At 52.9% G+C, this 22203-nt stretch carries 18 protein-coding genes; 5 read left to right on the top strand and 13 right to left on the bottom strand.

The annotated features are described in order from the left end of the window. Positions 1-229 precede the first annotated feature (229 nt). Positions 230-1459, top strand: a complete 1230-nt coding sequence (locus EPA93_RS36360) for a sigma-70 family RNA polymerase sigma factor (protein ID WP_129892216.1) — start codon at positions 230-232, stop codon at positions 1457-1459. A 147-nt stretch (positions 1460-1606) separates the two neighbouring features. Here the strand turns inward: EPA93_RS36360 and EPA93_RS36355 are convergent, their stop codons facing one another. From EPA93_RS36355 to EPA93_RS36300, 12 genes are all read right to left on the bottom strand, one after another. Continuing rightward, complete coding sequence (locus EPA93_RS36355; protein ID WP_129892215.1) at positions 1607-1996, bottom strand: RidA family protein; 390 nt, start codon at positions 1994-1996, stop codon at positions 1607-1609. Positions 1997-2174: 178 nt separating this feature from the next. After that, positions 2175-4607, bottom strand: a complete 2433-nt coding sequence (locus EPA93_RS36350; protein ID WP_165423634.1) for a RelA/SpoT family protein — start codon at positions 4605-4607, stop codon at positions 2175-2177. Positions 4608-4755: 148 nt separating this feature from the next. Next, the gene (locus EPA93_RS36345; protein ID WP_129892213.1) at positions 4756-7155 is read right to left on the bottom strand and encodes a RelA/SpoT family protein; all 2400 of its coding nucleotides are present in this window, start codon (positions 7153-7155) and stop codon (positions 4756-4758) included. Between the two features lie 925 nt (positions 7156-8080). Continuing rightward, the gene (locus EPA93_RS36340; RefSeq protein WP_129892212.1) at positions 8081-8389 is read right to left on the bottom strand and encodes a zinc-ribbon domain containing protein; all 309 of its coding nucleotides are present in this window, start codon (positions 8387-8389) and stop codon (positions 8081-8083) included. A gap of 768 nt (positions 8390-9157) precedes the next feature. Then, the gene (locus tag EPA93_RS36335) at positions 9158-9466 is read right to left on the bottom strand and encodes a putative quinol monooxygenase (protein ID WP_129892211.1); all 309 of its coding nucleotides are present in this window, start codon (positions 9464-9466) and stop codon (positions 9158-9160) included. A 121-nt stretch (positions 9467-9587) separates the two neighbouring features. Continuing rightward, positions 9588-10292: a UMP kinase gene (gene pyrH / locus EPA93_RS36330; protein WP_129892210.1), complete on the bottom strand. Its 705-nt coding sequence runs from the start codon at positions 10290-10292 to the stop codon at positions 9588-9590. Between the two features lie 173 nt (positions 10293-10465). Continuing rightward, the gene (cutA, locus tag EPA93_RS36325; RefSeq protein WP_129892209.1) at positions 10466-10807 is read right to left on the bottom strand and encodes a divalent-cation tolerance protein CutA; all 342 of its coding nucleotides are present in this window, start codon (positions 10805-10807) and stop codon (positions 10466-10468) included. Positions 10808-11088: 281 nt separating this feature from the next. Next, complete coding sequence (locus EPA93_RS36320) at positions 11089-11928, bottom strand: class I SAM-dependent methyltransferase (protein WP_165423633.1); 840 nt, start codon at positions 11926-11928, stop codon at positions 11089-11091. Between the two features lie 315 nt (positions 11929-12243). After that, a complete protein-coding gene (locus EPA93_RS36315; RefSeq protein WP_207229291.1) occupies positions 12244-13011 on the bottom strand; it encodes a CPBP family intramembrane glutamic endopeptidase in 768 nt (255 codons plus the stop codon). Beyond that, the gene (locus EPA93_RS36310) at positions 13001-13675 is read right to left on the bottom strand and encodes a TetR/AcrR family transcriptional regulator (RefSeq protein ID WP_207229290.1); all 675 of its coding nucleotides are present in this window, start codon (positions 13673-13675) and stop codon (positions 13001-13003) included. The genes EPA93_RS36315 and EPA93_RS36310 overlap by 11 nt, the downstream gene beginning before the upstream one ends. 4007 nt (positions 13676-17682) lie before the next feature. Next, positions 17683-18075 (bottom strand): hypothetical protein, encoded by a 393-nt coding sequence (locus tag EPA93_RS36305; protein ID WP_129892207.1) that lies wholly within the window; start codon positions 18073-18075, stop codon positions 17683-17685. 287 nt (positions 18076-18362) lie between these two features. Continuing rightward, a complete protein-coding gene (locus tag EPA93_RS36300) occupies positions 18363-19787 on the bottom strand; it encodes a helix-turn-helix domain-containing protein (protein ID WP_277988692.1) in 1425 nt (474 codons plus the stop codon). Between the two features lie 297 nt (positions 19788-20084). Between EPA93_RS36300 and EPA93_RS36295 the strand changes: the two genes are divergently transcribed. From EPA93_RS36295 to EPA93_RS36280, 4 genes are all read left to right on the top strand, one after another. Beyond that, positions 20085-20330: a hypothetical protein gene (locus EPA93_RS36295; protein ID WP_129892205.1), complete on the top strand. Its 246-nt coding sequence runs from the start codon at positions 20085-20087 to the stop codon at positions 20328-20330. Positions 20331-20393: 63 nt separating this feature from the next. Then, the gene (locus EPA93_RS36290) at positions 20394-20645 is read left to right on the top strand and encodes a hypothetical protein (protein ID WP_129892204.1); all 252 of its coding nucleotides are present in this window, start codon (positions 20394-20396) and stop codon (positions 20643-20645) included. After that, positions 20642-21070 carry a response regulator gene (locus tag EPA93_RS36285; RefSeq protein ID WP_129892203.1) on the top strand — a complete coding sequence of 143 codons (429 nt, stop codon included), beginning with the start codon at positions 20642-20644 and terminating at the stop codon, positions 21068-21070. The genes EPA93_RS36290 and EPA93_RS36285 overlap by 4 nt, the downstream gene beginning before the upstream one ends. Positions 21071-21140: 70 nt before the next feature. Then, complete coding sequence (locus tag EPA93_RS36280; protein WP_129892202.1) at positions 21141-21401, top strand: hypothetical protein; 261 nt, start codon at positions 21141-21143, stop codon at positions 21399-21401. A gap of 2 nt (positions 21402-21403) precedes the next feature. Here EPA93_RS36280 and EPA93_RS36275 read toward each other — a convergent pair whose 3' ends face one another. Then, positions 21404-22195 carry an alpha/beta fold hydrolase gene (locus EPA93_RS36275; protein WP_129892201.1) on the bottom strand — a complete coding sequence of 264 codons (792 nt, stop codon included), beginning with the start codon at positions 22193-22195 and terminating at the stop codon, positions 21404-21406. Positions 22196-22203 lie beyond the last annotated feature (8 nt).

Raw genomic sequence — 22203 nt, 5'->3', positions numbered from 1 at the left:
AGAAAGACTAGAATGAAAGGGTGACTTGCGTTATAATTGGAGTAGGAATAATTTCCGACCTGGCTATGTTTCTATTATTAGAGACAGGAAGCACGTCATTGATTTCCTCCCACTCGGCAATTCGGACAGAATGGTCCGATGAAGGCTCGCTTTCCCGGAGTGTAGGACCAGACCGACGAACTATATATCTTGCTGCTTAGGATATGCTACTTTTCATGGAGGGCGCACAATGATTGACTTAAAGCGTGCCATGACGGGAACAACGCTTACACTGAATGATTCACAACCAGCTGATCTGGAGAAGCATTTCGATATCGTTGAAAAGCTTCTCACGAAGGATCTTGATTATACAGGGGACGAGGTGGAAGATGCAGGGAAAGATGAGCACGATCTCGACGAAGATCTCGGGGAGATAGATACAGGGAGCCTTGAGCTGGAGACGGGGCCGCTGGAGTTAGATGAGATGCCTGATATGCATGACGAGCTAACTCAGATGCCGGAACCAGAGCTACGGGCCGAATCTATCCTGACGCTGCCCACAATAGCCACCGAGGAAGAGCATCCGGTACGCCGCACACCTATGCGTCGGCGACGCTCGGAAGACCAGGACGAAAACACGGTAAATGCCGCCGACGCCGGCGAGTCTGATGCCGTCATGACATATCTACGCGAAATCGGTCGCGTCCCGATGATTACGCATGAGCGCGAGATTGAGCTCGCTCAGCGTATCGAGAGCGGTGATCGCGATGCGATGAAGCAGTTTATTCTTGCCAATCTGCGCCTTGTTGTGAGTATTGCGAAGCGTTACGTGGGACGTGGCCTTACTTTGCTTGATCTTATCCAAGAGGGCAACATTGGACTTATTCGCGCGGTTCAGCGCTATGACTGGCGGCGTGGACATCGTTTCTCCACACATGCCACCTGGTGGATTCGCCAGGCTATCAGCCGAGCAGTGGCCGACAAGGGCCGCACGATCCGCCTGCCTGTCTATGTGAATACTGCCTTAAACCGCATTCGCCGCGAGCGCCAACGCCTCCTGCAAGAGCTTGGTCGCGAACCATCGGAGCAGGAATTGGCCGAGGCTACTGGCCTTGATCCCGTCAGAATGGTTGAGCTGCAGGCCGCACCTGGGGCTCCGGTTTCTCTGGAATTGCCGGTTGGCGAGGACGAGGAGCAGGAACTTGGCGATGTGCTGGCCGATACAGAATCCGCTTCTCCTGAAGAGCTAGCGACGACGCAGACGCTCAAAGATGAAGTGCAGCGCGTGCTAGAGTCGGTGCTTACACCACGCGAGCAGCTTGTCTTGCAGCTACGTTTCGGTCTGGGCAATGGTCAGGCTCATCCGCTGGAACAGGTTGGGCGCGAGCTGGGAATTACGCGCGAGCGCGTACGTCAGATTGAGGCCGGAGCACTTGCCAAGTTGCGCCAGCCACCCGTGCTGGATCGGCTGCGCGGCTAAAATTTCATAAGAGCATGTATGGGGCGGCCGTTACCTGGGCAATCACGCTGGTTACCTAGATAACGGCCGCTTCTGTGTTCTTGACCTCCTGGAAATGCAGAATGAGCTAATCAGCTTATCCAATTTCCTTGTCCTTTGTACTCTTTACTAATAGTAGGAAGCCGCAACGGCCTCAATTTCAAGCAGCCATTCCGATTGGAGGGTCTGCGCAATCATTACAGTAAGAGCAGGATGGCAATCTCCCAGCAATTGCTGTCGTATTTCGCTATTGGCTTGCACCTGGCTGGCATCCGTGAGGAAGGTTATGACTTTTACCAGGTGTTCTTTGTCCATGCCTGCAGACTGTAAAATGGCAAAAATATTGTTCCAGATAGCCCGACATTGTTCTGCGAATTGCTGAGGAACGTACCCATCAGGAGTTTCTGGAATCTGGCCACTGATGAAAAGCAAACGAGCGCCTGCTTTGACCTCAAGCCCATGACTATACCCACCGATGGGAGCCGTAACCTGCGCAGGATTGTGAGAAATATGCGTCATTACAAAACCTCTTGCTTGAATTTGCCCTCTGCAGCGTTCCCAAAGAAGCAAACGAGCCCAACCCTGGCTACATATACCCAAAGAGGGTATGCCATTGCTAAGCTCGTTTTTCGCGGCGAAGGCTGTTTGCCTCCACAGCAGAAGACTAGAATACTTCCTGATTATTTACAAGCAGCGCTTAGCGGTGACCGCCCAGATCACGGGCCACGTGCATAACGCCCTTAATCTTTTCAAGGCGCGTAAAGAGGCGATACATCTGCTCAAGATCGTCAAGTTCAAGCGTGGCCGTGGTGACAACTACGGTACCCTTGCCGCTGACGTTCGAATGGATGGAGATCAGGCTGATGCCCGCGTCGGCGATCGTGGAGACGATATCGCGCGTCAGGCCTACGCGATCGCGTCCGGTAATCACAATCGGCGCCATATAACTCATCGGGCTCATGCCCTGCCAGCTCACGTGAATGAGTCGTTCGTGCTCGCGCTGGCGAAATCCGGCGATATTGCGGCAATCGGTCCTATGCACAATCACGCCCTTGCCCCGACTGACAAAGCCCACGATGGGGTCACCAGGCAGCGGACAGCAGCAATTGGCCAGGCGAGTCAGCAAGCCGCTCACTCCGGCCACCTTCAGGCGCGCCTCCGTAGTGGGCTTGACGCTGCTCACCGCCGGCAGCTTCACAGTCTCTTCTTCGTCCTTATTCTCCCTGCCCTCTTTGCCTTCGCGCAGCTGCCAGTACTCGATCATGCGCTGCACAACCGCGCGCGGGCGCACATCGTCGGCGCCTACCGCCGCCAGGATGTCATCAAAGGATTCCAGATGATACTCATCGCTGAGATAGTTCTCTAAATCCTCGCTCACGGCATCAAGCACGCGCCCGGTTACCATCTTGAGCTCGCGCTCAAGGCGCTCACGCCCGATCTGAATATTAATATCGCGCTCATGCAGCTTCAGATAGCGACGAATCTTGCTTTTGGCCGCCGCCGTGCGCGCAAAGCTGAGCCAGTCACGGGTTGGATGAGCTGAACGACTTGTGATGATATCCACGATCTCGCCGCTCTTGAGCTCATAATCAAGCGGAACCATACGCGTCATCAGGCGGGCGGTCTCCCCGCTGCCAGCCTCGGTAATAATGCGCGCGCCGGCACAGCTATCGCCGATCTTGGTATGGATGCGATAGGCAAAATCCAGCGGCGTCGAGCCCACCGGCAGATCCTTGACCTCACCTTTAGGTGTAAAGACAAAGATCTGCTCCTGGAAGATATCGCCCTTGACCGCCTCCACAAACTCAGTATCGCTGGCATCGGAGGCCCGCAGCTCATGTTGCCACTCGGAGAGCTGGCGCAGCCAGGTCAACAGCTCACGCGCCGAGGCCGAAGCGTTATCCCCAACGTCCTTATAATGCCAGTGCATGGCTACGCCATACTCGGCCATCTCATGCATTGAGTGCGTACGAATCTGGACCTCGACAAGGTGATCATCAAGGCAAAATACTGTTGTGTGCAGCGCACTGTAGCCATTGGGCTTAGGATTGGCGATGAAATCCTTGATACGCCCCTCCTTGGGCTTCCACAGACTATGCACATGGCCCAGAGCCGTATAACAGTCGGGCGTTGAGGTGACAAGGATACGGAAAGCGATGAGGTCGTGAATCTGGTTGATGTCGGCGGCTGCCTTTAAGGCTTCCAGGTCGTCAACATCGCCAGCTGTACGCGCGAGCTTCTTGTAGAAGCTGTAGAGATGCTTGACGCGGCCAGAAACTTCGGCCTTCACCCCAATCGCCGCCATTTCAGCGCGCAGGATAGTGCAGACGCGCTCAACATAGGAGCGCCACTGCTTGCTTTCCAACTCCACAAGATCGCGCACCCAGACAAACTTATCGGGCTCAAGGATCTGGAAAGCCTGGTCTTCCAGCTCGCTCTCGATACGCGACATTCCCAGGCGCCCGGCCAGCGGCGCATAAATCTCGCGCGTCTCCTGGGCCATCGTGATCATCTCTTGCGGGTCGCCCTTAAAAGTCGGCTGACACATCTGGCGCATAGCCTGTAAGCGATAGGCAAGTTTGAGCAAGACCACGCGCGGGTCCTCAGCCATCGCCACAAACATCTTACGCACAGTCTCCGCCTGCTGGCGCCTGAGCGCCTCGCGGATGCGCGGCTTCTTGCTCTCGGCCGACGAGCTGCTACCGGCATCCTCTTCAAGGCTGCGGCGACTACCAGCGGCACTGACTTCTTGTTTACGTCGCTCCAGAATGTTAAGGCGCAGCATACTGCCCACAACGCGTGCAGTACTAGCTCCTAAAACCTCTTCTACCTGGTTCAGAGAGAGCGCATCTGCATCTACGGCCTCGAAGACAAGGCCGGCAGCCACGCCCACTGCATCGACATGCATCAGATCGGCCAGAATGCTAGCCACATCAAGAGCGCGAAACAGCAAGGGAGCCGCGGCACTATTCTCACTTTTTTGAAAAGCCTCGCGTGCAAGATGGAACGCCTGAATGATCAGATTAATCTCTTCAGACGTCATATAGCGGAGCGCCAGGGCATGGAGTCTACTTAGCGCATCCGGAGTTTCTCGCGGAACGAAGGGTTGTTCGACAAAACTATTCAACATGGCCATCTATTGATAAACTGGTAGTAATTTGTCCTGAAAGCAGGCAGCATTATCTATCCAAACATTATCTATCCAAGTAAGTATACGTTTCAGAATGAATTATGTTGAAATTGGCTAAACTCTATAGGACTTATAGAGGGGGGCTGAGCTATTTTGAGCTTAGCGCCCGCTCTACGCTTACCACATTCTTGACCTGGCGCAAGCGGCGTAGAATCCGTTCAATCTGGTCAAGAACTCCCTCTACGGCAGGGATCTCAAGGGTGGCCGTAATAACAGCCTTCTGCAATGAAGCATTGGTAGTAGAAGTTACTGCGGTCATATTAATTCCGGCATCGGCCACCACTGCGGCAACGTCACGTAAGAGACCAGAGCGGTCATGAGCAACGATGTTTACGGGAGCCATATAGTATTCCGGCTCTATCTGCAGCCAGTTGAGCTCAACCAGGGCGCCAGGCGTTTGATCGCGGTAGCGCCGCAAGACGCGACAATCGCTGCGGTGCACGTACATCCCTTTGCTGGGATGCAGCACGCCGACAATGCTATCACCAGGGATAGGACAACAACAGCGCGCGAGTTTAACCAGGCTTCTGCCGCTCACTTCGCCTTCGCCTAGATGATAATGTCCGTTTAAGCCATCGCTACATTCCTCGCCTTCCTGCGCCTGTTCAGACTGAGCGCGCAAAAGGGGTAGGAGGTATTCGAGCACATTCTCGACATAGAGATCTTCGCGGCCCAGGGCCACATAGATATCATCAAGCGTGGCATACTTCTTTAAGGTGGCGCTGGCGCTTGAGTTTTCGGCGCGGATCTGCTGCAGCAGCTCATCAATACGTTCGTTGATGCCTGCAGTCCCGCTGGCTTTGAGGGCCAGGTCCAAACGCTCGCGACCGAGTTGGAGATTGATCTCGCGCTCATAGGTTTTCAGGTAACGGCGAATCTTATTGCGCGCGGCTGCCGTGCGTGCGAAGCTCAGCCAATCGCGGGTCGGATGCACGGTTCGATTGGTGACGATATCAACGATCTCGCCCCCTTTGAGCTCATAATCAAGCGGAACCAGCCGGGTTACCAGGTGGCCACTATCGTCCATGTTGGTGATGATGCGCGCGCCGGCGCAATGATCACCGATATCTGTATGAATACGATAGGCCATATCCAGCGGAGTTGAGCCGCGCGGAAGATCCTTGACCTCGCCTTTGGGCGTAAAGACAAAGATCTGCTCCTGGAAGATATCGCCCTTGACCGCCTCCACAAACTCGTCGGCGCTCTGGGGCAGTTCGCGCTGCCACTCGCGCAATTGTTCGATCCAGGCCACCATTTCGCGATAGGAGAGCCGCCAGCTATTGGGCGAGGCTTCTTTGCCCACGCGCTCTTTCAAATACCAGTAGCTGGCCAGGCCATAATCGGCGGTGCGCTGCATATCGTGGGTGCGGATCTGGATCTCGGCCAGGCGATTATCAAGGCCAAAGACTGTGGTGTGCAACGACTGGTAGCCATTCAATTTCGGATTGGCGATAAAGTCTTTAATGCGCCCATCCTTGGGCCGCCAGAGGGCATGGATATGTCCCAGGGCCAGGTAACACTCGTTATCGGTATCCACAAGGATGCGAAAAGAGATAAGATCGTGAATCTGGCCGATTTCGCCGCTGCTCATGAGCTTGCGATTGATGCTGGCAAGATGCTTTTGCCAGGCACAGACCTCGGCCCGAATGCCGGCACGCTTCATCTCTTCGTTCAGGCTCTGGCAGACGCGCTCAATATAGGGTTGGCGTTTGCGCACTTCTTCCTCGACCTCGCGCGCCAGGCGCAGATATTTCTCGGGCTCCAGATAGCTGAAGGCCAGATCCTCTAATTCGGCCTGCACAATAGCCATACCCAGGCGACGGGCCAGGGGAGAATAGATCTCGCTGGTCTCGCGCGCTGTATTCTGTTGCTGGGTGGGGGACATCGCTGAGAGCGTGCGCATGTTATGTAAGCGGTCGGCGAGCTTGAGGACCACCACGCGGGGATCTTCGGCCATCGCCAGCAGCATTTTACGTACGGTCTCGCTGCGCAGACGACGCTTATCAACAAGCGAAGGAGGGGGAGCGGGTTCAGCTTCAGCAGGGGTTTCTGCAGCCTTATCCTTTTCGTTAGGTGCCTGCTTGCCAGCCAGGGCATCAAACTTGGTAACACCATCAACGATATTAGCCACACCCGGACCAAATTGCTCGCTGAGATCTTCCAGCGAATAATCAGTATCCTCAACTACATCATGGAGCAAAGCCGCCATAATGCCATCGGCGTCAATCCGCATTCCAGCAAGTAGCAGAGCTACCTCTAGAGGATGCTGAATATAGGGTTCCCCAGAACGGCGCACTGCGCCCTTATGCGCCTGATTCGCCAGATCATAGGCGCTCTTGATCCTCTCCATATCGTGAGGAGTAAGATATTGTTGCGTCTCTTTCAGCAAATCCTCTAACGTCATACGAGAAAGAGGAAAATCTCTTTTCCGCATCGTTTGCGCAACCGAGGTAGATTCATTCATAACTTTGTCAGAATTGGTAGCCATTATTACCTATTTACCCGATTACTACTTGCTATACCATTTGTTCTGCCTCCAGCAATAATTGCATTTTCATTTCAATCCCCACCGGCATTACGGTTCTCAGCCACAAATCAGGCACCATCCCCATTTACCCCGCTGGAGACTCTATCGTCCCTGATAATCCTGCCAGGCGGCCCTTGCACTGTCTGTAGAAACGCTATGGCGAGAACACGTCTTTAACATCGGCGAAACAAATGTTATGTATCTATTATAAAGTGCAATATATTACTGTCAAGCAAATACAATGCCTTTTTAGCAACAATGATTAGTAGTTATAGCAAATCCATTACAGTGGCGGTGAAAACCAGGGGACCAGATCAGCATTGCTGGCCGCCTGGTACCGCAGAGTTTGCACCTCTATTTTATTATATTTGCGCTTGCGCACCTGCTAAATATGTCCAACTTCGAGAGCTGGTTTATTTCATTTGGCAGCTAGCTTTGTTAAGCCAGCCTGGTTTTAAATATGCCCTTACTCTGGAAACGCCTGTCCGGCGAGACAGGTAACGAAGGCAGCAGCACTGGCTACTCGTTTGATGCTGCTATTTCCCTCCTGTGTATCGCCTGGGAATGGCAGAGCAACGCAAGCCGCACAACGCTCTCCTGACGATGGGACGCTTATCCTGAGCGCACAGTAGTTTTTCGCTTAAGCAACGCTTAGGGCGAGAATGCAACTTCCTTGCTTAAAAGAATAAACATTCTAGTGAGCTAGATTTATTTCCTACACGTGGGGAAGGGAAGAAGGGATACATAATAATAAGGCTCGGCCAAGAACACACCTCGGCTTTGCCTCTTATTTTGCTGTGGAGATAGGTCGAAGATAGTCGCCTACAACTCACCAGGGATGCTTCCCCTTGAAAGAGAGAAACATCACCAGCGCAGAAGAGCCTGCTTAGTTGCGAGCAACACGAACCTTATCATAGCAAGGGCTGCAGTAGACAGGGCGGTCATTCTTGGGTAAGAATGGCACCTGAGTCTCAGCGCCACATTCTGCACAAATTACAGTGTGCATTTCGCGAGGAGCGCGCTCAGAGCGGGTTCCGACACCACCAGCGGCGGAGCGGCGAGCGGCACGACATTCGGGACAGCGACTTGGCTGATTCATCAGCCCTTTTTGCTGGTAGAACTCTTGCTCTCCTGCGGTAAAAACGAAATCGTTTCCGCAATCACGGCACTTTAGAGTTTTGTCAACGAAGCTCAACTAGGGACCTCCTTGTGATATGTTGGTAATCCTCCAGGTCCATAATCTGTAGCAGGTGTCACCAGAAGTTCTGTCCCCTTACCAGCGTGGGATCGGATAGCCTGGACGAGCACTGTATGCGAGACCGAGATTGGATACCGGTTGAAAGCATACACCATCTTTTCATGATTTGCAATAGTTTTCCCGCCGGATTCACCAACGTGACTCATATTTTTATGTATCCTTTATACGCAAATTGTTGAGTTAGCAAGAATACTAACCGTTACGCTCAAAAGGTTTACTCTATCGCTCATTTTTGTACTCATTTATTGTTATTCGCATCCTACAATGGTATAGACCGCTGTCAAATAGGCTGTCAGTAGAAATGCTAAGCTCATTCCGTTTCTGCCCGCCTCATCCTCGAAGCGGTCCCCACACTCGCTTCCCACGGTCCTACGTCGAGGTTTGTGAACGGATCAGGAGAAATGCCTCTGGTTTGTGGAGCTAGGGTCAAGGGGAAGCAAGCAAATTGTCCTGGGCGGGAGATGTGGCAGGCTCTGGCTTGTGGCAAATATCCATTGTGGGGGAGCATCCCTTGACAGAAGTAGAGAAATACATTACTCTTGCACAAAGCTCATCTGGATGATTGTTTTTACCTCCATAGTTTCTCTCGTACCCGGCATTATTCCTTTTCCGGTACACTCTCTTTCATGATGAGCGCGGGAAGTGAGCGGAGCCTGTGTACTCTATTCGCTTCCCTTTTTCTTACTTATGGCTAAGACGACGCACTTAAGCCTCATCAGATGGCGCCATCATTGTTCCCTTCACCAGCCATACTGGTTTCTGGGCGTAGCACTTTGAAGACGCCGCGACAAATGTTTGAAAATAGGACCCATTGGCATGAGCTTCGAAGGCAGCTTTGTCCTCATAAGCTTCGCTCAGATAGAAGCGATTGGGATCACTTTCATCCTTGATGAGTTCAAATCTTCGGGTGCCTGGCTCGTTGAGCCTGGAATCATGGCTATTCTGAAAGGCAGCTTCGATAAAATCTTGACGATGCTCTGGCTTAATCTGAAGCCCGACAACAATAACGTACATGGCACTTCTCTCCTTGAGCTACTACTTTCTTTATCCGCCTGTAGTAAAACAATCCAAGGATAGTGCTCTATTCCGTTTGAAATAGCCCTCCCGCCAGGACCAGATGTGTGCAGACGTGCTTCTACTCGATCACGGTGCCAATAAATGGCTCCCCTTTGAGGGCTTTTTCCAGGTTAGCGAACTTCGTGCCATTTACCAGTTTGACGGTTATGCCCAGTTCGGCGGCCTGCTCTGAGGCTATGGGATCAAAAGGCGCATTTGAGCCGGGTTTCCACTCGGCATCAATCATCGTACGGTATTCGCTCCACGAAAGATGCTCAAACGGCCGGGCATCGCTGGAGGTACGCGGATCTTTGTCGTAGACATAATCTATATTGCTAAGCTTGATGATGGAGGAGACGCGATAATCCTTGGCCAGGATAACGGCAGGATAATCAGTGGACCAGCCGGGCTTCCAGCCGGAGGCGATAACTATGGGCTTCTCTGGTTTCTGGATGACGCTATAATCTTTTATGATGTTAGGATGGGCGATATCGCGGAAAACTGTGCGCAAGAGGTGGGCATTCAGGCGCGTGGCATGGATGCCTAGCCAGTCAAGGTCCTCATCGTCAACGCCATGCCCAAGAATCTGACGGCCCGCATCGCGATATTGCCTGGCAATGAGACCGCCGCCGACAAAGATAAAATAGCGCACTTTTCGTTCGGCCACTTGCTGGCGAATAAACTGGGCAAATTGCTGGATATAGGAGATTGCCAGGCCATCGTGAGGATAAAAGAGTGAGCCACCAAGCTTGAGGACGTGCGTCTCAGTATAGTCTAGCGCCATATTACTGTAATTCCCTTCTTTATCAGCGAGCTCAATCCAACACGCAACGGAAGCCCATGCACGCTTTAGTAGCTACCCTCTCACACGGGAGCGACAAGGAATTACTCTTGAGTGCCAGCCTCAACAGATTAAATTTCTTGCCCAGAAGAGTAACCTGAAGTACTTTACATTCCCTACTCAGAAGAACGATCTGTAGCGTTTTGCGTTTCCTGGGTGATCCACTCCAGGTAGCTCTTGTTGCCTGTCAGAACTGGCAAGGCTAAGATTCCCAGGTCATCGGAGGGGTAGAGTTCCTTAATGGCTTGTTCGACAGCATTATAGAGTTCTCTGCGCGTATTAATTGTGCATACCCAATCGGTAGTAGACTCTATTTTCCCTTGCCAGCGATAGGTGCTGGTCATCGGACCGGAAATCCAGACGCTGGCGGCAAGACGTTTGTCTATCAGTGTATCGGTGATTTTGCGCACGAGCTCTTCCGAACTTAGCGCGGTAATTATCTGGATGAACTCTTGCATGCTTTGTTGTCCTTAAAACTCCCGCCCGGGAATCGCTACATACATTGGTTGCTACTCTCCCCTGAGCTGGCCTATCTGCTCCACCCCTATCATACCACCTCGGCAGGCATTTCTTGAAGAGCTTACAGTACTCTCAAGGTGGGCTTTCCAGTTCTCGTTTTTGGGCTACCTGATAGCAGCGAAGAGGAGGAAAATGTTGGGATCGCGATCTAGCGGCCACGCCCCCTTAACAATCCTTTTTTGGAGAGCTGGAAAGACCCAAAGCCTTACTCGGCGGAGATTCAGGGAATGCGCGTCCAGGCGGCTATAAGATCGGGTCCTCGTACCACAAGCCGCTGGCTGAGAGCCTCAGCGCGCAGGCGCTCAGCTAAGGTCTCGATCTGGACTTCTTCGGCTGTCGCCACGCCAAACTTCAGGATAAGGGGAAGCAAAGAGCGGGTCGTCTCGGCTGTCCAGTCATAGGCCGTCCAGTCTGTTCCCACCAGAAATGTCGCCTCCCCACTCAAATGAGGGGCGGGCAAGCCAGCATCGGTAAAGACTGTATACAGTTCCAGGCCCATGCGGATCGGCAGGCCTGCATGCCTAAACGCTTCTACCGACCAGGTAACGACTCGTTCAAACAGCTGGTTGGATGGATGTGCTGGAGCCGTGGCAGAGTGCACCATATCCATTTCCTGGAAAGCGATGATCCCTCCTGGACGCAGAAAATGGGCCAGCCGCCGCACGATGGCAGTTGGGGAAGGCTGATAAACGAGGACAAGCCGGCCCACAATGGCATCAAACTCGGCCTCTAGGGGCAGGGTGGCAATATCCCCTACCAGAAAGGAAACATTCGTGTATCCGGCAGCCTCGACCCGCGCCCGCGCCGTCTCAATCACCGTTGGGTCTATGTCTATTCCCAGCACGCTCCCCCTTGGACCAACTCGCTCAGCCAAGAGCATGGCGACATCACCCGCACCACTTCCCACGTCCAACACCAGCATCCCTGCTGTGATTCCGGCCTGCTCAATCATCCGCTGAGTGGCAGGGTTCATGAGCTGGGACTGGGCCTGTAAGCGCCGCGTTTCTGCTGGCGCCCGGCCCATCACATAGTTGTCAGTAGAAGGAGTCTGCTCGTGCATCTTCTTTTCTCCTTGATTTATAGATAAGAGATGCCTCTTGTTTCGCGCCCAGAAAAAGAGACTGTTCTGGAAGCGAAAGATGAGGCACTTCTTGCTCTTTTGCGCTAAGATAGCATGCTGATAAGAAGATGGGCTAGGAAATTCTTGCGGTTTTTGTGGGGATTGGAGCTCTATGGGCCTGGCGGACTTTTCTGCAGGTGGGAAAACGTGGAAAGAGATCTCCAAAGATTTGAGCTCCTTCCACTTGTTGTCAGCGAGCCTGGCTGGCCTTTGCATAAAGCATGTAGCTCTGGCCGGTATGGGTCAGGCGCCGGGTCAGTGGATGCCGGCGGCTACCATTACTGCGACCGTGGGCAGGTTGACGACAGCGTGGGCAATGACACCAGGCCAGACCGAGCCGCTGCGGCGCCGTAGTTCGGCGTTGACGAGGCCGACGACGAGTGCTGTAGGCAAGACGATGTTGATGCCATGGGCGAGGCCGAAAATTACGGCACTACCAACAACTCCGATGACCGGGCCGTAGCGCAGCAAAGCTGTGGTGATGACGCCCCGGAAGAGCAGTTCTTCACCGAGTGGTGTGAGGAGAGCGAGAAACACCGTGGCCAGGACCAGGGACAGCACGCCGCCGCTGCCACCTTGTGCATACACATTCTGAATATTGTTAGTATCATTGGTGATGCGGACGTAGGCCATAGTCACTAGAATCTTGAGTACAAAGGCTAGCAGTCCCGCCCCAATCCCGATGAGGAGCCAGCGCCAGGGGACCCGGCGAACGCCAAAGGCGCTCAGGGAACGAATCCGCAGCAGCGCGGCGGCCACGAACCCGGCGATTCCGGCCACACCGGACAGCGCTGTGAAGATCAGGCCGTAGACGATGGGATTGAGACCAAGCCGCCCGAGCTGCGAGCCGACTCCATACCCGACGACCACCAGGACGAGAAGGCCGACAATAATCTCGGGCCAGCCTGGACGCGAGACAGCATTGGGTGCGGGCCGGACCAGGGCTTCTCCGGTGTTTACTGAATCCTGCGAATGGTTAGGAGGAACTGGAGGCATGCTAATTAACTCCTTATTATGAAACAACGGGGTCACCGATGGCGCCGCCGGTGGCCTGGCGCACAGCGCGGGCTAAATGTTCGCGTGGGTCGCCGATTGTGGCAAGATCAGTGCCCGACAGATAGGCGGCGTTGAGGGCTTCGCTGAAGACGCGCACTACAGCAGTGGCCGCGGCGGCGTGCATGCGCACCTCAACATCGTCGGTCGCGCGCTGCAGGCGACGTGCGATGATCACAGCAAACTCACGTTCTACCTGATCGCAGGCCATGAGCCAGGTCGTACGCAGGGCGGGCTCCGTGTTGGCCAGCACGATCATCTTACTCGCTGCCAGGTCGTCGGCTTCCTCATCGGGCTCCCGATAGCGCTTTGCCAGCTTTGTTAGTTCCGTGGCGTAGTGCTCTTCGAAAGAACACTCAAGGGGCCAGCTACGCAAGACCGACAAGAACCATTCCACGCTATACATCAAGACTGGTTCGGCACAGCTCTCTTTGTTGCGGAAGTAGCGCCAGATGGTGCGTACCGAGAGGCCTACGGCGTCTGCGATCTGCTCGCCGGTTGTGGCTTCGATACCTTGCAGCCAGAACAGGCGCGCCGCCTCGCGCGAGATCTCCATGCGAAGCCGCTGGCGGCGCTGCTCGCTCATCCCTCCCGGTTTGCGTTCGTTTGTGTCGCTGTGACCACCACTATTCATATGCAGTCGTTCTCTCTATGTTATGTCACTAAGTGACAATATATCACAAAGTGCCAAAGGAAAGCAAGGAAGGTTATGCACCAGGCTGTTTCAATTTTTCATAGATGGAGGGTTTGTAACACCGGCAAATTGCCAGGGTTGTGCATTTGGGGCTTTGGGCTCAGGGAACATTAGGAAGGGTGGTCAATGCGAGGATGTCGTGGGACCTGGGAGATCAAATTCTATTATTGTACTGCCTGATGGTAGAGAAAAGAAGGGAGATTTGGGGCTCATTCGCTTGATCGCGACGTAGCCTCCAAGCCCCGGTTAAGGGCGAGATCCGCTAGGTCGCGGCGCCCCCTTAACAATCCCTGTTTTCTGTCGGAACGCAGCCGTTTGCCAACACGTGTTAACGCATCACGCCTTGCAGTACCCTCGTTCCGGGCCTTCCCTCTTCTGCTGGAGAACCAATCGAGAATCAGGTGGAAGGAGAAAGCTCTGGCTTTCAGTACCCTCTACACGGGCCTTTCCTCTTCTACATTCTGTCTCCAGTTGTGCTAGAGCCCCTGCCACTTCACTTGCAGTACCCTCGTTCCGGGCCTTCCCTCTTCTACTTTACCAGAATCACTCCTACTTCAAGAAGTAGGCGAATCTTTCAGTACCCTCCAACGGGCCTTCCCTCTTCTACCTCTGGCCCTGCCCGTGCCATATCATCTGGAGAAGGCACTTTCAGTACCCTCCAACGGGCCTTCCCTCTTCTACCAATGTAACCTCTATTGCCACATTTTAGAGATCAAGTATCTTTCAGCACCCTCTACACGGGCATTCCCTCTTCTACAGCTGGCGTAATCACGCTCGACGAGATCGAGCTGCCACTTACAGTACCCTCACACCGGGCCTTCCCTCTTCTACTTTATTTACACCAGAACAACGCACCAGCGGCTTCGCCTCTTTCAGTACCCTCTAAAATGGCCGTCTCCCTTCTACCTTACGAGCCATACCTTCCTTCGTCTGGCTCACCACAGCCTTTCAGTACCCTCGAACCGGGACTTCCCTCTTCTACCTTCGCAAGGTTCTGGACGAGTCTTTCCTTTCCACTTTCAGCACCCTCTACACGGATCTTCCCTCTTCTACCGTACCTCCCAGAGTGTGCCACAACCCGCAAAAATGTCTTTCAGTACCCTCGAACCGGGCCTTCCCTCTTCTACAGTACGCACCAGGCCGCTGGCTCAAATTCCGCAATCTTCTTTCAGTACCCTCGAACCAGGCCTTCCCTCTTCTACGCACTACAAGAAGTATTAGGCATATCTCCGGAAACTCTTTCAGTACCCTCTCTATGGGTCTTCCCTCTCCTACGCCTGCGCAACAGGCAGCGAGCTTTGCGCTCATCTCTTGCAGTACCCTCTTCACGGGTCTTCCCTCTCCTACCTCTACAAGGAGTTCCACCCCGAGTACCGGTAGTTGGTCTTGCAGTACCCTCTTCACGGGTCTTCCCTCTCCTACAGGATGAGCCAAGCAGAAGCTCATAATGTCATGAACTCTTGCAGTACCCTCTTCACGGGTCTTCCCTCTTCTACCAAACGTATGTTCATGCGCGACAAATGCTGTTTGACCACTTTCAGTACCCTCTAACGGGCCTTCCCTCTCCAACTCTCATGGAGCAAGATAGATGGCTCACCCGAGTGCACTTTCAGTACCCTCTTCTACCCCCCTTGCAAGAGGTGGTACGAGAGTGGCGTGTGTCTTTCAGTATCCTCTCTACCGGCCTTCCTTCTTCAACTGAAGACGACTACGAACCTATCTGCTTGCTCCAGGCGTCTTTCAGTACCCTCTAACGGGCCTTCCCTCCTCAACGCCTTCGTTGCCACGTATTCTGTTGACGCCACCTTCTTTCAGTACCCTCCAACGGGCCTTCCCTCTTCTACGTTGGCCAGCCATCAAAGTAACATCTACGGACGCTCTTTCAGTACCCTCATTACGGGCCTTCCCTCTTCTACGTCTCGTATCCGGCGTGTGGAATGGACACGCCAAAGCTCTTTCAGCACCCTCACTACGGGCATTCCCTCTTCTACTATGAATTGATAGAGGCGATGGAGTTTCTTTGTGAGCACTTTCAGTACCCTCACTACGGGCATTCCCTCTTCTACGTAGCCGTGCTTTCAACTCGGCTATCTCATCTTCCACTTTCAGTACCCTCACAGCGGGCATTCCCTCTTCTACGTTGGTCGTCAACCAGTGGGTCCACGTCTTGCCAGTCTTTCAGTACCCTCACAGCGGGCCGTTTCCTTTAAACTTCCGGTGTTACTCCGCGATTGCAAATGGTCTGGTCTTTCAGTACCCTCGAACCGGGCATTCCCTCTTCTACCGCCCTCATTGCAAACGACGTTGCGCTATACCCAGGTCTTTCAGTACCCTCACTACGGGTCTTCCCTCTTCTACCTTGCACAAATTTCGGTCAGCAGTGGTGAACCGGATACTTTCAGTACCCTCCAACGGGCCTTCCCTCTTCTACACCGATGCACTCTTCTTCGCCCTCTGTCTCTGGCATAGCTTTCAGTTCCCTCACAACGGGTCTTCCCTCTTCTACGCAAGAAGATATCAAGTTTGCACATACTTTAGTTTCTTTCAGTACCCTCACAGCGGGCATTCCCTCTTCTACGAGATCCGCGTCCGCATTTGTGTCCACGGGTATGTGTCTTTCAGTACCCTCGAACCGGGCATTCCCTCTTCTACCAAGACGCTCCTCCTCCCGCTATCTCGAAATCTATAACTTTCAGTACCCTCGAACCGGGCATTCCCTCTTCTACCAAGAATTATATCCAGGCTGTAGCCGTGTTGCCTATCTTTCAGTACCCTCACAGCGGGCATTCCCTCTTCTACCCTGGTCGCTCTGGCTGCGACGCTTTGGCAAAAGGACTTTCAGTTCCCTCTCTTCGGCCCTTCCCTCTTCTACTCTTCTGCCCATCGTAAGAACTTATCTCGCTTGTTACTTTCAGTACCCTCGAACCGGATCTTCTCTCTTCTACCTCTAGGCGTACAAGAAAAAAATAGAGCAATATTACACTTTCAGTACCCTCTTCACGGGTCTTCTCTCTTCAATGTCTGCATGAGATTGTTGAGACCAGTCGCCTCGACGACTTTCAGTACCCTCGAACCGGGCCTTCCCTCTTCTACTTGATAAGGGGCTTGTGGCTTTCTCGCAGGCCCAGGCCTTTCAGTACCCTCCAACGGGTCTTCCCTCTTCTACTATTATGTAAATGCGACACAAGCTGCTCAAGAGCTCTTTCAGTACCCTCTTCACGGGCATTCCCTCCTCAACTTCCCGTAGCAAGCTCAGGAGCATCTTTTGCATAGCTTCTTTCAGTACCCTCACAGCGGGCATTCCCTCCTCAACTGCTCTAGTGCAATTCGCCTCGGAACATGTGAATATCTTTCAGTACCCTCACAGCGGGCATTCCCTCCTCAACACGTTGCCCGCCGGGACACAGCAGCAGCGTATTCCTCTTTCAATACCCTCACAGCGGGCATTCCCTCCTCAACCGTAGCCCTCCCTAGTGTAAGCAGTGGTGTGATTTCCCATTTTGGACGCGCAAACCCCTTTCCTGGGCATTCTAGCGCCTCACTTCTTCTGCTGCTTCCTCTGGCTAGTATAGCATATGGCGGCCTTCTTCGAAAATCGTTTTTTGCTCCAAAAGAGGCAAGATTTTCGAGTACGTAGTATGCGTTTGCACATTTTTTACACGCCAGTACATGCCCACTTATGGACTCATGAGGGCAAGATCGGCCCGCTTTCCCAGCCTGACTGAGGAGATTTTCGAATCAGGCCTATGGCGAGCCTTCATTTGAGCACTTCAGGTAGGTTATATACACTTCGCTCTTATGGCCCGAATGGCCTGCTTCTCTTCTAATATTTACCTTTCTGTTATGTCAAGAGGATAAATGCACACATGAGGATATACAGTAGCCTTTTGAATGCTGCTGTACAGCTAGAGGTCAGAGTCAGGCAGGCTGAATGCAGCTCCGGCAAGCTATTCTACAAGCTGGTACGTCTGCTCAAAGATTTCGCGATCGACTGGCCAACCTCCGCTCTCATTATTGACGATCAGATAGTCTCCGGCCTTGCCGCGCATGCCGTCTATCACAAATGGCTCGGGCATCGCAGCGGCAAAGGAAACGTCAGTGCGCAAATATTGAGCAAAACCCTCCTCATCTTCTGGCACCATCCGCTGGTATCTGTTCTGAATCGTGGCTTGCCTGATCACCCATTCTCCTTTGGCATCTCTGGCCAGATAATCTCCAGGCACAAACGGTAAGAGTCCTTCTGGCGCTTGCACAACGCCATGACGCTCCTCGTGATCCTCAACGGTCAGCACGCGGGCGAAAGTAGGAGCAACCTTTCTGTATTTCTTAAACTCGATCACTTTTTCTCTCCTGTTGCATGGACCTCTTCATAAAAGTCTCTTACGATTTGCACATCAGTATAATCTTTCATGAGAGTGTCAGAAAAGCGACGAGCGCGGATTAAGATATGGGGAGACTGCATCTTATATGCTTTTTCCCAATCTAAATGCATCCATGCACCAAGGTGCACATGCAATGATATTAAAGAACGCGCTGCTGTTCTTCACTCACGATGTTTCACCTCTCAATACTTCTTTGAGATCTTTCATCCTTGGATGTTTGCCAGGTGGCATGATGAGAAGCCGCATTACAATGAAAGATGCTTCATAGCCGCATCAAGCGCTCCCAGTTCTGTTGGGGAAGCGCCCACATGGCAGAGGAACGCTTGCAGGGACTGTAAACGCAGCACAGGAACACGCGAAATAAAACGTGTCTCTGATAAACTTTGTGCGGCCTGCAGGGCGTATTGAAGGGCTTGCTCTTTCTTGTCTTGCAAGGCATACGTAGTGGCTACATCTACAATGAGCGTGGGGCGCCTATGCCTTGTGCTTCTATCAAGTTCCTCTAGCGTCCCTTGTAAGACTTCCTGAGCTCGATCAACATAGCGCCTCTTTGCCGGTTCGTTCTGTGCCAACCGTAAGTAACATATGCCCTGATAGCCTCTATATTGGCTCGGCTCAAAATGCGCCCAGAAGGTCTCACCCCAATTTCGACCCGGCTCTCCCTTGATTTCGGAGGCGCGCTGAAGCGCCTGCAGGGATGCCCTTGCGTTTCCCAGGGTTGCATAGAGCTCCGCTTCAATTGCCGCTAACCAGCCTACGATTTCTTGATGCACTTGAGCTTGAGAGATGAGCCCATGCTGGACATAGTGAAGCGCCTGCTCGGGATGCCCGCTATACTGAGCAAGAAGACTGTTCCAGCCCCATGCTACGGCTTCCAAAGCCGGATTTTCTGTCTCACGAGCTGCATTTATTGCGATTTGATAAAAGGACTGACTTTGAGCATCATTCCAGGCCTCATAGGAGAGTATTCCTGCCAGTAATGCGGTCGCGCCTGTAATCGTAACGATACGGGGTCGTAGGGAAAGCGGTAAGGATCTTTCTAAAAGGTTGGTCAGTTCAGAAAGGTCTTTAAGGAGATAGCGCAATAAGGCCTGTGGAGGCAGATGTCTAGCTCGCTGATCGGCCCAGGATCGTTCAAGTCTGAGTTGTAAATATTCCACGCTTTGTTTATCTATCAGATGCGGGGGTGCAGAACCAAAGATACGGGAAAGACGTTCTACAAGTTCCTGAGCTGAAGGAGCCGCTAATTGCTCGCCGGCGAACACAGCAGCTGCAGTAACCGTCTTCATGAGTATGTTTCTGCGAGCCGGGTCCATAAATCCCTCTTCTTCTTTTTGCGTTATGTCAAATCGTCCTTTTTCGCTTTGTATTATAACACCCGAGGGATTCATAGAAGCTTGCAACAGAGAAAGATGCTGCTGTGGAGATGGACTTACCTGCGGTGGAAAGAGGAGCGCTTCAGGGATACCTAATACGTCGGCAAAACGCTGCCGTATATGGTTGGGAACCGGATGCGAGCCTTGTATATAGCGGCTCATCGTATTCTTGGAAATCCCTATCTTTGCGGCAATCTCTGCCTTTCTCATTCCCAGGCTCCTGATGGAACTGTCAAGAGTATTGGGATAACGCGCCTCTTGGAGCCTGCCCGCTTGTTTTACAATTTCTTCCAAATCTTCCCCTCCTAGCAAACATCACTTATTATCATATTTCTATCTCTATATTAATACTATACATCTATTTCCCAATAATACAGTATGCTTGCTGGTGATTTTGTGGTGATTTTGCGGTGATAAAGAGGGTAAAACGCGGGTAAAACAAGGTGAATTTTTCCTGTAATTTGGGCTGTATGTGGGTATAATGCATTCTTGTAAGGGCTCGCAGAGCTCTAAAAGTATAGCTTACATTGGCAGGCGGGTCGTGATATCTCTACACATGCAATCAAAGAAGAAGCCAGGGAGGACAGAAAGATGGAAGACAGGAAGCAATCTCCGCTAACCAGACAGATGGTACTTGACGTGTTGAGCCAACTCAACCAGGCCTATCGCGCCTACAATACCTCGTTACCTTCGCATATTCGCGTGCAGCTTCGGACAATATTCTATCAGCATTATAAGTGGCTCTTGCGCTGGCGCATCCCCTTTCGTTTCGACCAGGTGCAGGGCTGCTATCTCCCGCCTACTCTTCTGCACAACAGTATGTCAGGTGCTTATTAAGGATTTTTGGGGGAACTTTTTGCGGAAGGCAAACAAGTTGTAAAAGTGGGAAGGATTTTGCGTATGAATGAGTATAGCAAGAGTGAGCGCAAGCCGTCGCGACAAACCATACTGATCGTACTGGATGCCTTGAGCCGGGCCAAGATTGTGCAGCCGATTGCGCATCTAGTCTATGAGAAGGAGAAGTTGAGGGAGACGATCAGGGCTTGCGAGACCTGGCTTGAACACCACAAGGTGGCTTACCACTATGACGAAACATGCCACATGTATGTGCTTGATCTGCCTGTAGAGAGACAGGAGGGAACAGAGCCATGAAGCCTGTCTGTTTGTTGCCAGCTCTAGAGCCGGCGGTGGGCTCGATTCTTGTCGCCGACGATTCGCCCACGGTGCGCAAGATCCTTGAATATACCTTGCGGCGCGAGGGCTATGCGGTGCGCTCCTTCCCCGATGGCGTGAGTATGCTGCGCTGGCTGCGCGACGGTGGTTCGGTCCCACGCTTGATCCTCATGGACCTGGTGATGCCGCGCCTTGACGGCTATCAGGTCGCTATCCTCTTGCGCAAACAGGCGACCTACGCCGGTACGGTCCTGGTTCTTCACACGCGCTGTAACGGTCTGCTTGACCGCTTGAAGGCTCGATTGGTCGGCTTCGAGGACTATCTTACCAAACCAAGTACGACGCAGCAGATTCTCACTCTGGCCGCGCTGTATTGTTCACCACCAAGGCCTGAAAGCAGCTAGGTCAGGTCGGCAAGTTTTAGGATGGTTAGCGGGTATGTTGTATGGCATAGTGGACAAGGAGCACACGGCAATGGGGCAACATCGTGAATATTTGTGGATTGTGGGAGGCGTTCCTGCCGGCGAGGGCAAGCAGGAGTGGGGCCAGTTGGTAAGAGTCTACGCCGTCGATGAGGAGCAGGCGCGGGCCAGAGCTGAACAACGCCTGGAACAGCTCGCGCCCTTTGCCTGGCAGATTGAGCGCCTGCACTGCTGCCCCCACGGCTTTCTTATCTATCGACGGATCATCCCAGGTTCCCGCCTGGTCGATGACGAGACGGGTGAGGTCTGCTAGCCCTAGCCCTCCCTCTTAACCCGTCGCGAAAAATCATCGATAGCTCTGGCTAACTCAACAGGTTTTTTGAGGGGGAGCTGGTGAATGCTCTCTAACCAATGGATGGGAAGAGCTGGATATGTGCTTGCAAGTCGCTCGGCAGCAGCCAGCCATAACATATTGATTCGGCTCGCGTATGCTCCCTTTTCACCAGCGGTTTTAGAGGCAAGAATGAGCTCAACCGGGCAATCTAGCTTTTCATAGACCTGCAGGATAAGCTTTCGGCTAGCATCGAGCTGCATATTGAGAGTGAGTTGCTCGTCAGGAGAGAGTTGGTAGCCCATTCCAATAAGCCCGAGCGCAAAAAATCCGAGCCGCATCCAGGGATTGTGGAGCAGGCGCTTCACCTCTTCTGGGTCATCAATGAGCTGAGCCGGCAGAGCGCCGTCAATAATCAATATGCCTCCCACGCTCCCTGGATGGGCTGCAGCATACCTAATAGCCAGGTCAGCGCCCATCGACCAGGCGACCAGGAGAGGCTTGTCTTTCCCCCAAGCTGCGAGAACTGCTTCCGCATCGGTCAGAAAACTGTCAAAGGAATAGTCCTTTGCCCCTGTAGCCTTGCCATGCCCGCGGAAATCGAAGGTGACCACCTGGTACTGACCGGTCAAATGGCGAATGACGCTCTTCCAAATCGCCTGAGTCGCCCCAAGGCCGTTGAAGAAAATGAGCTGTTGCCCCTTGCCGGTCAGGCTGACTGCCAGTTTGACGTCTCCGTTTGATACCTTGCTTCGTTGCGTGTGCTTGCTTGACATCTGCTTCC

It is taken from the genome of Ktedonosporobacter rubrisoli (assembly GCF_004208415.1).
Lineage (GTDB): Bacteria > Chloroflexota > Ktedonobacteria > Ktedonobacterales > Ktedonobacteraceae > Ktedonosporobacter > Ktedonosporobacter rubrisoli.
Note: the sequence above shows the minus strand (reverse complement) of the source record. Positions and strands in the feature narration are given on the sequence as shown.